Here is a 13558-nt window from a genome sequence, read left to right as displayed (position 1 = left end):
TTACTTACGCAGTTCGACGCGACGGTTTTGAGCCCAGGACTGCTCGTCGTTGCCGGTAGCAACTGGACGCTCTTCGCCGTAGGAAACCAGTTCCAGCTGAGCTGGGGAAACACCTTGCAGTACCAGGTAGCGCTGAACGGCTTTCGCACGACGCTCGCCCAGTGCCATGTTGTACTCACGAGTACCACGTTCGTCGGTGTTGCCTTCCAGAACAACGCGAGCGCCGTTTGCTTTCAGGTCTTTGGCGTGAACGTCCAGAGCGCGCATGGCTTCTGGCTTCAGGTCCGAGCTGTCGTATTCGAAGTAGAAGGTGGTGATTGCGCGCAGAGCAGCTTCTTCGCTCAGGGAACCGTCAACGGCACCAGTGTTTGCGCCGTAACCAGCGTTTGGATCAACAGCGCCTTCACCGGCGTTGTCGCCGCCTTTGGACGAGCAACCTACAGCTACAGCCATGGCCAGAGCCAGCGCAGCAAATTTACCAAACTTCAGCATTTCCATCGTGAAACTCCTAATGAACCCCAGTGTGTTAAGTAAAACGTAAAGCGCCGCGTCAGTTCAGGTAAGGGGACCAGGACGGTTCTCTGACTTCGCCTTGTGCGGTAGGAAGCGGGAGCCTCACGCGTCCATTAATGGACACGAGCATCAAGACTCCCCGGCCCTGCTGGCGGGTGGCGTAGATTACCATGGTGCCGTTGGGCGCAACAGTGGGTGACTCGTCCAGAGTGCTATCAGTGAGGATCTTTACACTACCTCGCTGCAAATCCTGGGCCGCCACCTTGAAATTGGTGAATCCGTCCTGACGATGGATCATTACCAGCGTCTTTTCATCAGCCGAAAGCTTCGGGTTGGCGTTGTAGTTGCCAATGAAGGTCACACGCTCGGCACCACCGCCGCTGGCGCTGGTTTTGTAGATCTGCGGCTTGCCGCCACGGTCCGAGGTGAAGTAGATGGTCGAACCATCCTTGCCCCAGTACGGTTCGGTGTTGATGCCTGGACCTGCAGTCACGCGAGTGATCTGACGCGAACCCAGGTTCATCACATAGATGTCCGGGTTGCCGTCTTTCGACAGTACGAAAGCCAGGCGATTGCCATCCGGCGACCAGGCTGGCGCGCCGTTCAGGCCTTCGAAGTTGGTGATCTGCTCACGGCGACCGGTGTCGATGTTCTGCATGAAGATCCGTGGACGCTTCTGCTCGAACGACACGTAGGCGATGCGCTTGCCATCCGGTGCGAAACGCGGCGACAGGATCGGCTCGCGCGATTGCAGCAGAGTTACCGCACGGGCACCGTCGTAGTCCGAACGCTGCAGGGTGTAGCGAGTGTTCTTCTCGGAGAAACGCTCGGCTGTCACGTACAGCAGACGGGTCGAAAACGCACCTTTGATACCGGTGAGTTTTTCGAACGACTGGTCAGAGATGAAGTGCGCCATGTCACGCAGTTGCTCGGTGGTACCGGAAACACTGCCGTCAGCCACTTTCTGCTCGGTGGCCACGTTGAACAGTGCCCACTGCACCTGCAGACGACCGCCCGCTGGAGCAATGCTGCCGACCATCATGTATTGAGCACCCACCGCCTTCCAGTCACGGAAGATGATTTCGCTCGGCTGGCTTGGCTGACTGATCATGTTTTGCTTTGGAATCGGCGAGTAGTAGCCCGAGTTCCGCAAATCGTTACCGATGATTTCGGCCATGTCGTCCGGCAGCACGGCACCGCCCTGCATGCCGAACGGTACGACGGCGATCGGGGTGGCCCGATCGCTGCCGCTGGTGACCAGAATGTTCTTTTCATCAGCCATCGCGATCCCTGCCATGCAGCAGATCACGACCAGCATTCCTCGAAGAAGGTTTCTCACAAGGCTAGATCCTCAGGTGTGAATGTCATCTTGAATGAACGATACGGAGCGAAATCGCTCGGCTTCATTCCCTGCATTTCTGTCAAACGTCCAATATTCTTCACTGCCGCGACTGCCGACGCATCGAACGGACCATCGCCACTGGACTTGGCCACGCTGACCGAAGTCACCGTACCGTCCGGCAACATGCCGATTTGCAGCACGACCGTCATGCCTTTGCGTGCCGAAGGAGGACGCGCCCAACCTTCCGCTGCCCGTGCACGAATCAGGTCATCGAAACTGCCCGCGACTTCGTCACCCTGCTCATCGGCCAAGGCCTGCTGGCGCTGTGGCGTGTCGGAAAGCAAATCTGCCAGGGCCTGAGCCTTTTTCTCTTCGGCGGATTTACGTGCCGCTTCCTGCGATTTCTTCTTCGCAGCATCGGCAGCAGCTTTCTTCTTCGCTTCGTCGGCGACTTTCTTCTTCGCCTCTTCAGCTTCAGCTTTTTTCTTGGCGTCTTCGGCGGCTTTCTTCTTCGCGTCTTCGACGATCTTCTTCTTGGCTTCTTCAGCGGCCGCTTTCTTGGCCTCTTCTTCAGCCGCCTTCTTGGCTTCTTCTTCGGCTTTCTTCTTGGCTATATCAGCCAATTGTTTCTCTTCTGCCTTCTTGGCCTCGGCTTTCTTCGCATCGTCGGCTTTCTTGGCTTCATCAGCCTTTTTCGCCTCGTCCGCTTTCTTCGCCTCGTCGGCCTTCTTGGCTTCCTCGGCCTTTTGAGCCGCTTCTTCTTTCTTTTGTTCCGCAGCCTTCACCGCTTCCTGCTCGACCTTTTTCTGTTCCATCTGCTCGACTTCGGTCTGGCGCGCGGCGGATTTCTTCGCCTCACCCGCAATCTTCTGATTGGTCTGGGTGGTTGCCTGACTTTTCGATTTCAGCTGGTACAGGGTCGCCTGGACAATCGGCTTGGCCGGCGGCAACTCTGGTGTGAAGGCGAAACTGACGAACAGCATGCCGAACACCAGCACGTGCAGGACAATCGCCAGAACACTGGGCCAGAAGTAGCTTTCCGAGGCGGACGGCTCTCGCTGTTGCTGCATCAGGGGGCCTCGGTAATCAAACCAACATTACCGACCCCGGCTTTCTGCAACCCGCCCATGGCACCCATGACGGCACCGTAGTCGACCGACTTGTCGCCACGGATAAAGACCTGGGTACGCTTGCCGCCTTCGGTGCCGGCGCGAATGATCTTGGTCACCGCGTCAGTCATCTGCGGCAGCGTCATTGCCCTGTCCTGCTGCTTTTCAGTATCGACTTCGCTGCCAAGGTTCCAGTAGTAGGTCTTGTCAGCCTTGATCGAAATGGTCAGCACCTGAGTGTTGTTGTCCTGCGGCAAGGCTTCGCTGGAAACCTTGGGCAGATCCACTTTCACGCCCTGATTGAGCATCGGCGCGGTCACCATGAAGATAACCAGCAGCACCAGCATCACGTCGATGTATGGCACCACGTTCATCTCGGCGACCGGCTTGCGCTTGTTTCGGGCTCGAGCGATTAAAGCCATCGGGAAATACCTGCTTATTCTTCGCTGGTGTGCACTTTGCGGTGCAGGATCGCCTGGAACTCATCGGCGAAGGTGTAGTAGCGGCTCAGCAAGGTTTCGCTGCGGGCAGAGAAACGGTTGTAAGCGATAACGGCCGGGATCGCGGCGAACAGGCCGATCGCGGTGGCGATCAGGGCTTCGGCGATACCCGGGGCCACGGTGGCCAACGTCGCCTGCTGGGCGCTGGCCAGACCGCGGAAGGAGTTCATGATGCCCCACACGGTACCGAATAGACCGATGTACGGGCTGACCGAACCAACGGTGGCAAGGAACGGCAGGCTCTGCTCCAGTTTCTCTTCCTCACGGGAGATGGCAACGCGCATGGCGCGGGCCACACCTTCCATCACCGCTTCCGGGTCAACACCTGGCTGCTGACGCAGACGGGAGAACTCCTTGAAACCGGCACGGAAGATCTGCTCCACGCCCGAATCAGGATCAGGGTTGCTGCCCGCCTGACGGTACAGCTTGGACAGATCGATACCCGACCAGAAGCGCTCTTCGAAGCTCTCCAGGGCGCGTCGACCGGCACGCAGCAGATTGCTGCGCTGAAAGATCATGATCCATGAGGTCACCGATGCGGCCACCAGAGTCAACATTACCAACTGCACCACGATGCTGGCATTGCTGACCAGGCTCCACATGGAGGAATGGTCGACGACGTTAGCTTCCACGCTTTATCTCCTGCTTTGAGTGTGTACCCGTGCCGCCCGCGTCGGCAAAGGCCGCACGCAAGGATTCGGGCATGGCCCGGGGTTTCAAACTTTCGGTGCGCACGCAGGCCACCAGAAACTGCCCTTCACAGAGCAGCACATTATCCGTGGCCCGCCTGACCTGCTGTTTGAAGCGCAGGCTGGCACGGTTCAATTCGATTACATCAGCGCTTACCAGCAGTTCGTCGTCCAGTCGCGCCGGCGCGTGGTAACGCGCTTCGCTGGAATGCACGACAAACAACAGGTCCTCCCCGGCCAGTTCCGACTGGGCAAAGCCCAGCGTCCGGAGCCGCTCGGTTCGAGCCCGTTCCATAAACTTGAGGTAATTAACGTAATACACGATGCCGCCCGCATCGGTGTCCTCGTAATAAACGCGACAACGATGTGCGAACGGCTCAAGCCCGTTTTGCGCGCGCATACTCTAGTGCTTACTCCTCAGGTTGCCAATCCGGCCAGGCAACTGTTTTTTCAGTGTTTAAGGCTTTACCGCAAAAGTACCGTCCTGTGACAGTACAAACGCTGAATAAATCGCCAAAAAATGTGTATCAATCGTCCACGGCATCGAGAAACTCGTCTGCCACGGGCATTTCACCCATTCGTGACGGAATGTTTAAACCGAAATGCAGGTACGCATGCCGTGTCACCACCCTGCCCCGTGGCGTACGCATGATGTAACCCTGCTGAATCAGGTACGGCTCCAGCACGTCTTCGATGGTGTGGCGCTCTTCACTGATGGCAGCCGCAAGGCTGTCGATACCCACCGGGCCGCCATCGAACTTCTCGATCATGGTCAGCAGCAGACGCCGGTCCTGATGATCGAAACCGTGTTCGTCGACGTCCAGCAGGTTCAACGCCAGATCGGCAACCGACTTGGTGATATGGCCCTTGGCGCGGACTTCGGCAAAATCGCGCACCCGACGCAGCAGACGGTTGGCGATCCGCGGCGTACCACGGGCACGACGAGCGATTTCAAAGGCACCTTCAGGATCCAGCGGCAAACCGAGGATATTCGCCGAACGGCCGACAATCGTCGCCAGATCCGCCGTGCTGTAGAACTCAAGACGCTGGACGATACCGAAGCGGTCACGCAACGGGTTGGTCAGCATGCCGGCACGGGTGGTGGCGCCAACGAGGGTGAACGGTGGCAGATCAAGCTTGATCGAGCGCGCCGCAGGCCCTTCGCCAATCATGATGTCGAGCTGGAAGTCCTCCATCGCCGGATACAGCACTTCCTCAACGATGGGCGACAGACGATGGATCTCGTCAATGAACAACACGTCGTGCGGTTCCAGATTGGTCAGCAGTGCCGCCAGATCCCCCGGACGCTCAAGCACCGGGCCGGACGTGCTCTTGATCGACACGCCCATTTCCTGGGCAATGATGTTGGCCAGGGTGGTTTTACCCAGACCCGGCGGGCCGAAGATCAGCGTGTGGTCGAGGGATTCACTGCGACCACGCGCCGCCTGGATGAACAGTTCCATCTGCTCGCGCACGGTCGGCTGGCCGATATAGTCGGCCAGACTGACCGGGCGAATGGCCCGATCCTGGACTTCTTCGCGCTCGCGCGGGCTGTGCGCGGCGGCGATCAGACGATCAGCTTCAATCACTTAAATCATTCCCTTCAGGGCGCGGCGGATCAGGTCTTCACTGCTCAAATTCTTGTCCTTGATGGCGGTAATCGCCTTGCTCGCTTCCTGCGGCTTGTAGCCCAGGGAAATCAGCGCACTGACCGCATCGTTTTCAGCGGTGTTGACCGGCGCAGGGCCGTCCGGCTGGTTCGGCACCAGAGCGAACATGGCCGGCGAGGTTTCCCAGGCCTTGAAGCGATCCTTGAGTTCAACCAGCAGGCGTTCAGCGGTTTTCTTGCCGACACCCGGGACCTTGGTCAGCGCCGAGGTGTCCTGGGATTGCACGCAGCGGATCAGCTCATCGACTTCAAGGCTCGACATCAAGGCCAGGGCCAATTTCGGCCCGACACCATTGAGACGGATCAACTCGCGAAAAAAGTCTCGCTCACGCTTGCCGGCAAAGCCATAGAGTAACTGCGCGTCTTCGCGTACGACCAAATGGGTGTGCAGCGTCAGCGGTTCACCGACCGACGGCAGACGATAAAGGGTGGTCATGGGCACTTCCAGCTCATACCCGAGGCCGTTTACATCCAGAATCAGGTGCGGCGGCTGTTTCTCAGCCAAGGTGCCGCGCAAGCGTCCAATCACGTTTCAGATCCTTGAGCGTTGGCCAGCCATGGGCTGGCGACAGATGGAACACGGGAATCGGGCCGACGCCCCAGGCGCGAAATCCGCATTCCGCAAAAATGATTGCTGATGCTATCAGAGACGCAGGCGCCCGCCACGACTGCGTGCGGTTCCCAAACCATGCGGCAGCAGGCTGGAACGGGTGTGCGCGTGACAAATCGCGATAGCCAGCGCATCCGAGGCATCGATCTGCGGTTTGCTGGTCAGCTTGAGCATGTGCATGACCATCATCTGCACCTGTTCTTTATTGGCGGCGCCGGTGCCGACCACGGCTTGCTTGACCTGGGTGGCGGTGTATTCGGCAATCTCCAGGCTTTCCTCGGCGCCAGCAACAATAGCGGCACCGCGAGCCTGCCCAAGCTTGAGGGCCGAGTCGGCATTTTTCGCCATGAACACTTTTTCGATACCCATGGTCACCGGGCCATAGGTCTGAATGATTTCACGCACGCCGCGATAAACGATTTGCAGCCGCTCATGCAGCTCGCCGGCGCCGGTACGGATGCAGCCCGAGGCCACATAGATGCAGCCGCCGCGTCCGGTATCGCGAACAATCCCGTAACCGGTGATGCGCGAGCCGGGGTCGATACCCAGAATTAAAGTCATAACGCCTGCAGAAATTGATGCGAAAGCTGAGGGTACATGTAGGAGCAGCCGAAGGCTGCGATCTTTTGATCTTTAAAAACACAAAGATCGCAGCCTTCGGCAGCTCCTACAGGTTAATTGTAGAGCCATCAAAAACTGCGACCTTTGTATTTTGCATCAACCGAGCTGTGCGGCCACGTCTTCCGGAATGTCTGCGTTGGAGTAGACGTTCTGCACGTCATCCAGATCCTCGAGCATGTCGATCAGCTTGAGCACCTTCTCCGCGCCTTCCAGATCCAGTTCGGCACTGGTGGTCGGCTGCATGACGATTTCCGCGTCGTCGCCCTTGAACCCGGCCGCTTCCAGCGCGTTGCGCACCGCATAGAAGCTGGTGAACGAGGTGAACACGTCGATCGAGCCGTCCTCATGGCTGACCACGTCGTCGGCATCGGCTTCCAGCGCCGCTTCGGTCAGGGCGTCTTCGTCGACGCCCGGTGCGAAGCTGATCTGCCCCTTGCGCTCGAACAGGTACGCGACCGAACCGTCGGTGCCAAGGTTGCCGCCGCATTTGCTGAATGCATGGCGTACGGCTGCGGCGGTACGGTTGCGGTTATCGGTCATGCATTCGACCATCACCGCCACACCGCCGGGGCCGTAACCCTCGTAGGTCAGCTCTTCAACGTTGTCCGCTTCGGTCGCGCCGGCGCCACGGGCCACGGCGCGGTCGATGATGTCGCGGCTCATGTTCGCGCCAAGGGCCTTGTCCAGGGCCAGGCGCAGACGCGGGTTGGAACCCGGATCGCCGCCGCCCTGACGGGCCGCAACGGTCAGTTCACGGATCCACTTGGTGAAGATCTTGCCTCTCTTGGCATCCTGACGTTCTTTGCGGTGCTTGATGTTCGCCCACTTGGAATGACCTGCCATAACTCGCTCCGAATTCTCTTGAAACGTTGCCCGCCCTGCTCACGCAGTGGCCAGCAAACAAAAAATCTCGACCTGCTCTCTATAGAAAGAAAAAAGGCGCATCCGAAGATGCGCCTTCAGGCCCGTCTTACTCAGCCTTTGGCGTTTCGCGCAAACGAATGTGCAGCTCGCGCAGCGCCTTGGCATCCACCACACCCGGCGCTTGGGTCATGACGTCCGCAGCACTCTGGGTTTTCGGGAAGGCAATCACTTCACGGATCGACTGGGCGCCGGTCATCAGCATCACCAGACGATCCAGACCGAAGGCCAGACCACCGTGCGGCGGCGCACCGTACTTCAGCGCGTCGAGCAGGAAGCCGAACTTCTCTTCCTGTTCCGCTTCATTGATACCCAGCAGACGGAACACCGCTTGCTGCATTTCCTTGCGGTGGATACGGATCGAACCGCCACCCAGCTCGGTGCCGTTCAGCACCATGTCGTAGGCGCGGGACAGAGCGCCGGCCGGATTGGCTTCCAGCTCTTCAGGGGAGCACTTCGGTGCGGTGAACGGGTGGTGCAGCGCAGAGAAGCTGCCGTCGTCGTTCTCTTCGAACATCGGGAAGTCGACGACCCACATTGGCGCCCACTTGCAGGTCAGCAGGTCGAGGTCGTGACCCAGCTTGATACGCAGCGCGCCCAAGGCTTCGCTGACGATTTTGGCCTTGTCGGCGCCGAAGAATACGATGTCGCCGTCAACCGCGCCGACGCGATCAAGGATCACGTTCAGGTTGGCTTCAGGGATGTTTTTCACGATCGGCGATTGCAGACCTTCAACACCGGCAGCGCGCTCGTTGACCTTGATGTACGCCAGCCCCTTGGCACCGTAGATGCCGACGAACTTGGTGTAGTCGTCGATCTGCTTGCGCGGCATGCTCGCCCCGCCTGGAACGCGCAGCGCAGCGATACGGCATTTCGGATCGTTGGCCGGGCCGCTGAACACCTTGAATTCGACTTCTTTGAGTTGGTCGGCAACGTCGACCAGTTCCAGCGGGTTACGCAGGTCCGGCTTGTCGGAACCGTAACGACGCATGGCTTCTTCAAAGGTCATGTGCGGGAACTCGCCGAATTCCAGATCCAGCACTTCCTTGAACAGGTTGCGGATCATGCCTTCGGTGAGGCCCATGATGTCTTTTTCGTCGAGAAAGCTGGTCTCGATGTCGATCTGAGTGAACTCAGGCTGACGGTCGGCACGCAGGTCTTCGTCGCGGAAGCACTTGGCGATCTGGTAGTAACGGTCGAAACCGGCAACCATCAGCAGTTGCTTGAACAGCTGAGGCGATTGCGGCAGGGCGAAGAACGAACCGGCGTGAGTACGGCTCGGCACCAGGTAGTCGCGGGCACCTTCCGGGGTAGCACGGGTCAGAATCGGCGTTTCGACGTCGAGGAAGCCGTTCTCGTCAAGGAAGCGACGGATGCTGGTGGTCATGCGCGAACGCAGACGCAGCTTCTCGGCCATTTCCGGACGACGCAGGTCCAGGAAGCGGTAGCGCAGGCGGGTTTCTTCGCCGACGTCGGAGTATTCGTTGAGCGGGAACGGCGGGGTTTCCGACTCGTTCAGCACTTCCAGCTCGTAGCCCAGCACTTCGATCATGCCCGACGCCATGTTGGCGTTGGTCGCACCGGCCGGACGCAGACGCACCTTGCCGGTGATCTTCACCACGTATTCGCTGCGCACGCGGTCGGCGGCGGCGAAGCTCTCGGCGCGATCCGGATCGAACACCACCTGAGCCAGACCATCACGATCACGGATATCGAGGAAAATCACCCCGCCGTGGTCGCGACGACGGTGAACCCATCCGCAAAGGGTAATTTCCTGGCCTTCCAGGCTTTCGTTCAGTTGGCCGCAATAATGGCTGCGCATCATGGTAGTGGTTTCGCTTCTCGTAATTCGAAATTCGGTGGAGATCCCGTCGCACTCAAGCACTGCGAAATCTCACGCGTGTCGTTCGACCTGGGTTTGAACCCTAGTCAGATTTGTCGCCACCGGCCAGATTCTTCTTGGCTCCGGTCTTGAAATCGGTTTCGTACCAACCGCTGCCGCTGAGGCGAAAACCCGGCATGGACAGCTGTTTCTTGAGCTCTGGCGCCTGACAGGCAGGGCAGTCGACCAGCGGTGCCTCGCTGATCTTTTGAATGGCTTCCAACTGATGACCACAGGAAGCACATTGATAATCGTACATCGGCATGGAGGTGTCTCGGCGATCAGATTGCCACCGCGCGCAGGGCTTTGCGGCGAAAGAGCGGGATTATATCCATTAAATGCGGGCTGTGCAGCCGTAAGACTGCACAGCCCGCCACGTCATTTCAAGTATTGCCCGTTCAGGGCATGACGGCCGCCGGGGTATCCCGCAGACCATTCATCACACACACCACCCGCACCAGACCGCTGAAGTTTTTCACTCCGCCATGGCGCAGGTGCACCTGGCGGTCCACGTGGGACAGCAGCGAACTGACCGAGCAGCCATTGTGCCCAGCCATGTCACCGAGAATGTTCCAGTAAACCTGCTCGAGCCTCAAGCACGTGGCAAACCCGTTCAACCGCACTGATCTTGCCAGCGGCCGGATCAGCTCGAAGTCGAAATCGCTGACAAACGGATCAACCTTCATATCCTGCTGCGAAGCGCCATGTTCGCTTTGCCTGTCTCCAACTGCCATATCGCTGACACTCCTTTGTCATCGCTGCTTTTATAAAGACAACATCCTGTGCCTTCATAAAAACGCAGACGCAGAGCCAGCGCCAGATGACTAGTTGCCCAGCAACGTAGGATAAGCCGACATGTTCAGTAAGATTTGAAACAGCACGCGGACATCCATCACCCCGGATATCCGCGCACCGGACTATCAGGCCTCGAGCAACGCGCGCAACATCCACGCGGTCTTCTCATGCACCTGCATGCGCTGGGTCAGCAAGTCGGCCGTCGGCTCGTCACTGACCTTGTCCAACAGCGGGAAGATGCCGCGAGCGGTGCGAGTGACCGCTTCCTGGCCGTCGACCAACTGCTTGATCATGTCCTCGGCACTTGGCACACCGACTTCTTCTTTAATAGAGGAGAGTCGCGCGTAAGTCGCGTAGGCACCCGGCGCCGGAAAACCCAGAGCGCGGATGCGCTCGGCGATCAGATCCACCGCCAGCGCCAGCTCGTTGTATTGCTCTTCGAACATCAGATGCAGGGTCCTGAACATGGGGCCTGTGACGTTCCAGTGAAAGTTATGGGTTTTCAGATACAGCACATAGGTGTCCGACAGCAGCCGCGACAGCCCCTCGACGATGGACTTGCGGTCTTCTTCACTGATACCGATATCGATTGCCATGCTTACCCCCTAAGGCGATTGAATTCATCCAACAGGTGCAGTCCCACTCTAGCAAGGCCGCCGCCACCTCGCAGCCAGCAATATTCACTCACCGTGCGACAAATCGACCGGGCCGGTGCCGCTGGCCGGGGTAATTTGAGTAGCTGCAGGCTTTGCTGTTAAATAGGCAGTGTGTCGCTACGCCCCATTTTTCGGGGGTGTCGCGCATAGGCTGATGCCGGGCACGTGTCCAACGCCTCTTTATTGTTCCGAAGCGAACCGTGCGCCTTCAGCTCTTCCTTGTGAGCCGTCATAACGTGAGCCAATCAAAATGTTGAAAATCGTCCACCTGCTAATGGGCGCAGCGGCCTTGCTGCTGTCGTTCATACCTAGCTTGAAATCCGAAGCCGTTCCTTACCTGCAACAACCCGATGCACTTTACCTGGCCTTTTTCGGCCTGCTGAACCTGGTCATCGCTCCAGTGATTCCTTACTGGAACAAGGGCCCGCGCCAGCATCTGCAAAATCTGGTCAGCGCTCTTCTCGTGCTGACTGTCGTCCTGCAAACCCTGACCCTGATCGCACCGATGCCAGTCATCGCCGGTCAACCTGCCGTGTTGTTCAGCCTGGTGATCGCCCTGGTTGCCGTGGTTGTGCATCTGGCGGTGAGCTTCTACAAATCTTCACCGGCTGCCGCATCTGCCAGCTATGACATGAGCAACCGCGATACCGGTACCGTCAAGTGGTTCAACACTTCCAAAGGCTTCGGCTTTATCTCCCGGGATTCCGGCGATGATATTTTCGTGCACTTTCGTGCAATCCGTGGCGAAGGCCACCGAGTACTGGTCGAAGGCCAGCGTGTGGAGTTCTCGGTGATGAACCGGGATAAAGGCCTGCAAGCCGAGGACGTGATCGCCGCCCTGCCGCGTCGCTGATCCAAGGCAATAAAAAACCGCGAGCAGCCAGGCTGATCGCGGTTTTTTTACGCCTGCACAAACGTGGCTGGCATCAGTAATGCGGCGGTGGTGCCTCTTCCTCGAAAGAATCGAACTGCCCGACCATCTCCTCCTGACGCTTGAGCAACGCCGCCATTTGCAGCTGCAGGCGCTCGATCACCCGCTGCTGCGCCACCAGCTCGTCGTTCAACGCCTGAATGGTGTCATCCTGAAACGCCAGGCGGCTTTCCAGATCGGTAACGCGTTCTTCAAGGTTCATGGTTCAACCCTCCAGAAACGTGAAATGCTCGGTCAGCACCCGACGCAGCCGTTCACGAATGGCCGCTACCTGCTCGGCGCTGTAGGGTTTGGCCGGGTGCTTGCCCCAGACCGGCGACGGCCACGCCGCGTCATCGCGCTTGCGCACGATCACATGCATATGCAGCTGACTGACAACGTTTCCCAGCGTTGCGACGTTCAGCTTGTCGGCGTCGAACAAGTCCTTGAGCAGCTCGGCCAACGCCGTGGTTTCCTGCCACAGCTGCTGCTGGTCGGCGACATCCAACTGAAACAACTCGCTGATATCGTCGCGACGAGGCACCAGGATGAACCACGGGTAATTGGCATCGTTGGACAACAGCAACCGACAAAGCGGGAAGTCACCGATGGTCAGGGTGTCCTGTTGAAGTTGTGAATCCAAAACAAACACTGAGTGCACTCCCGGCTGATCTACATCATTCAGCTTAGCGGCCATCCAGACAGATAACGCACCAAGCGACAGGCAGGCAGCATACCTGCGAATGCGCCTGGCTTCACGATGAGCGTACTCGGCCAGGCCACCACAGCCCCGACAAGAGACACTTGCAAAGATTGTGCACCATCCCGGAGCCTGGACCGGTTTCGAACACGAGCAACCACCCGAAACAGCCTTGGTCACCCGACTGCAGAAGCACCGCAAACTGTATGAATCCAGTACATCCTGTAAATTTTTGCACCAAAACCGCACAGTGCGTCTACGCTCAGTGCGTCGGGCATCCGCCAAATACTCACTGACGGGGTGAACCGGTAACGTTTTGGGTTGTCATGGCCCCACGCGAACCTGACAACACGATGCAAAGGTATGCGTCAAGCCCCTGATACAAAAGGGCTTGAACCCCCGTTTTTATGCGGTTTTTACGGCTACAGGCGGGTGTGTAGAAAAATAAACGTGGCAACCCGGCACTTTGTGCACGCTTGTTGCATTGAGACACACATGGTCTATAAGCGCTCCACCGGAAGTGGCAGCTTGAGACCAACCAAATACGGTGGCAGGGTTGCCCCAATGGAGATTCAAGTGTTTTGCCAGGGACTCTTTTTTACCGATGCAAAAAGGCCCATAAACAGCGATAAAGTTGTCAG

17 protein-coding genes are annotated in these 13558 nt (G+C 58.3%); 1 reads left to right on the top strand and 16 read right to left on the bottom strand.

Features of this window, described 5'->3' with window-relative positions:
- The 14 genes from pal to BW33_RS13600 form a co-directional block, all read right to left on the bottom strand.
- Entirely contained in the window at positions 1 to 498 is a 498-nt protein-coding gene (pal, locus tag BW33_RS13665) for a peptidoglycan-associated lipoprotein Pal (protein ID WP_003178634.1), read from the bottom strand.
- A gap of 52 nt (positions 499 to 550) precedes the next feature.
- Positions 551 to 1831 carry a Tol-Pal system beta propeller repeat protein TolB gene (gene tolB / locus BW33_RS13660; RefSeq protein ID WP_164747834.1) on the bottom strand — a complete coding sequence of 427 codons (1281 nt, stop codon included), beginning with the start codon at positions 1829 to 1831 and terminating at the stop codon, positions 551 to 553.
- Positions 1832 to 1848: 17 nt separating this feature from the next.
- Positions 1849 to 2925 carry a cell envelope integrity protein TolA gene (gene tolA, locus BW33_RS13655; RefSeq protein WP_041068568.1) on the bottom strand — a complete coding sequence of 359 codons (1077 nt, stop codon included), beginning with the start codon at positions 2923 to 2925 and terminating at the stop codon, positions 1849 to 1851.
- Positions 2925 to 3377, bottom strand: coding sequence for a protein TolR (gene tolR, locus BW33_RS13650; RefSeq protein WP_161794900.1), 453 nt, complete (start codon positions 3375 to 3377; stop codon positions 2925 to 2927). Before tolR ends, tolA begins: the two co-directional genes overlap by 1 nt.
- Positions 3378 to 3400: 23 nt before the next feature.
- Positions 3401 to 4096, bottom strand: a complete 696-nt coding sequence (gene tolQ / locus BW33_RS13645; RefSeq protein WP_007912733.1) for a protein TolQ — start codon at positions 4094 to 4096, stop codon at positions 3401 to 3403.
- Entirely contained in the window at positions 4086 to 4553 is a 468-nt protein-coding gene (ybgC, locus tag BW33_RS13640) for a tol-pal system-associated acyl-CoA thioesterase (RefSeq protein WP_047599520.1), read from the bottom strand. Before ybgC ends, tolQ begins: the two co-directional genes overlap by 11 nt.
- A 127-nt stretch (positions 4554 to 4680) precedes the next feature.
- Positions 4681 to 5742, bottom strand: coding sequence for a Holliday junction branch migration DNA helicase RuvB (gene ruvB, locus BW33_RS13635; RefSeq protein ID WP_047599519.1), 1062 nt, complete (start codon positions 5740 to 5742; stop codon positions 4681 to 4683).
- Complete coding sequence (gene ruvA / locus BW33_RS13630; RefSeq protein ID WP_003227522.1) at positions 5743 to 6351, bottom strand: Holliday junction branch migration protein RuvA; 609 nt, start codon at positions 6349 to 6351, stop codon at positions 5743 to 5745.
- Positions 6352 to 6465: 114 nt separating this feature from the next.
- Positions 6466 to 6993 (bottom strand): crossover junction endodeoxyribonuclease RuvC, encoded by a 528-nt coding sequence (gene ruvC / locus BW33_RS13625; protein WP_007951206.1) that lies wholly within the window; start codon positions 6991 to 6993, stop codon positions 6466 to 6468.
- Positions 6994 to 7149: 156 nt separating this feature from the next.
- Positions 7150 to 7896 (bottom strand): YebC/PmpR family DNA-binding transcriptional regulator, encoded by a 747-nt coding sequence (locus tag BW33_RS13620; protein ID WP_003227527.1) that lies wholly within the window; start codon positions 7894 to 7896, stop codon positions 7150 to 7152.
- A 127-nt stretch (positions 7897 to 8023) separates the two neighbouring features.
- On the bottom strand, positions 8024 to 9799 hold the full coding sequence (gene aspS / locus BW33_RS13615) for an aspartate--tRNA ligase (protein WP_003227530.1): 1776 nt from the start codon (positions 9797 to 9799) through the stop codon (positions 8024 to 8026).
- A 100-nt stretch (positions 9800 to 9899) separates the two neighbouring features.
- Positions 9900 to 10121: an FmdB family zinc ribbon protein gene (locus BW33_RS13610; RefSeq protein WP_003227532.1), complete on the bottom strand. Its 222-nt coding sequence runs from the start codon at positions 10119 to 10121 to the stop codon at positions 9900 to 9902.
- A 133-nt stretch (positions 10122 to 10254) separates the two neighbouring features.
- Positions 10255 to 10590 (bottom strand): ribbon-helix-helix domain-containing protein, encoded by a 336-nt coding sequence (locus BW33_RS13605; protein WP_047599517.1) that lies wholly within the window; start codon positions 10588 to 10590, stop codon positions 10255 to 10257.
- Positions 10591 to 10776: 186 nt separating this feature from the next.
- On the bottom strand, positions 10777 to 11247 hold the full coding sequence (locus BW33_RS13600; protein ID WP_007912745.1) for a Dps family protein: 471 nt from the start codon (positions 11245 to 11247) through the stop codon (positions 10777 to 10779).
- Between the two features lie 310 nt (positions 11248 to 11557).
- Here BW33_RS13600 and BW33_RS30370 point away from each other — a divergent pair, with 310 nt between their 5' ends.
- Positions 11558 to 12160 carry a cold-shock protein gene (locus BW33_RS30370; protein WP_047599515.1) on the top strand — a complete coding sequence of 201 codons (603 nt, stop codon included), beginning with the start codon at positions 11558 to 11560 and terminating at the stop codon, positions 12158 to 12160.
- A 73-nt stretch (positions 12161 to 12233) separates the two neighbouring features.
- On the opposite strand, the gene BW33_RS13590 is transcribed toward BW33_RS30370, so the two are convergent.
- Positions 12234 to 12440 (bottom strand): SlyX family protein, encoded by a 207-nt coding sequence (locus BW33_RS13590; RefSeq protein WP_007962092.1) that lies wholly within the window; start codon positions 12438 to 12440, stop codon positions 12234 to 12236.
- A gap of 3 nt (positions 12441 to 12443) precedes the next feature.
- Positions 12444 to 12869 carry an HIT domain-containing protein gene (locus BW33_RS13585; RefSeq protein WP_047599513.1) on the bottom strand — a complete coding sequence of 142 codons (426 nt, stop codon included), beginning with the start codon at positions 12867 to 12869 and terminating at the stop codon, positions 12444 to 12446.
- Positions 12870 to 13558 lie beyond the last annotated feature (689 nt).

Source organism: Pseudomonas sp. RIT288 (assembly GCF_000631985.1).
In the GTDB taxonomy this organism is placed as follows: Bacteria; Pseudomonadota; Gammaproteobacteria; order Pseudomonadales; family Pseudomonadaceae; genus Aquipseudomonas.
This window is presented reverse-complemented; position numbering and strand designations above follow the sequence as displayed.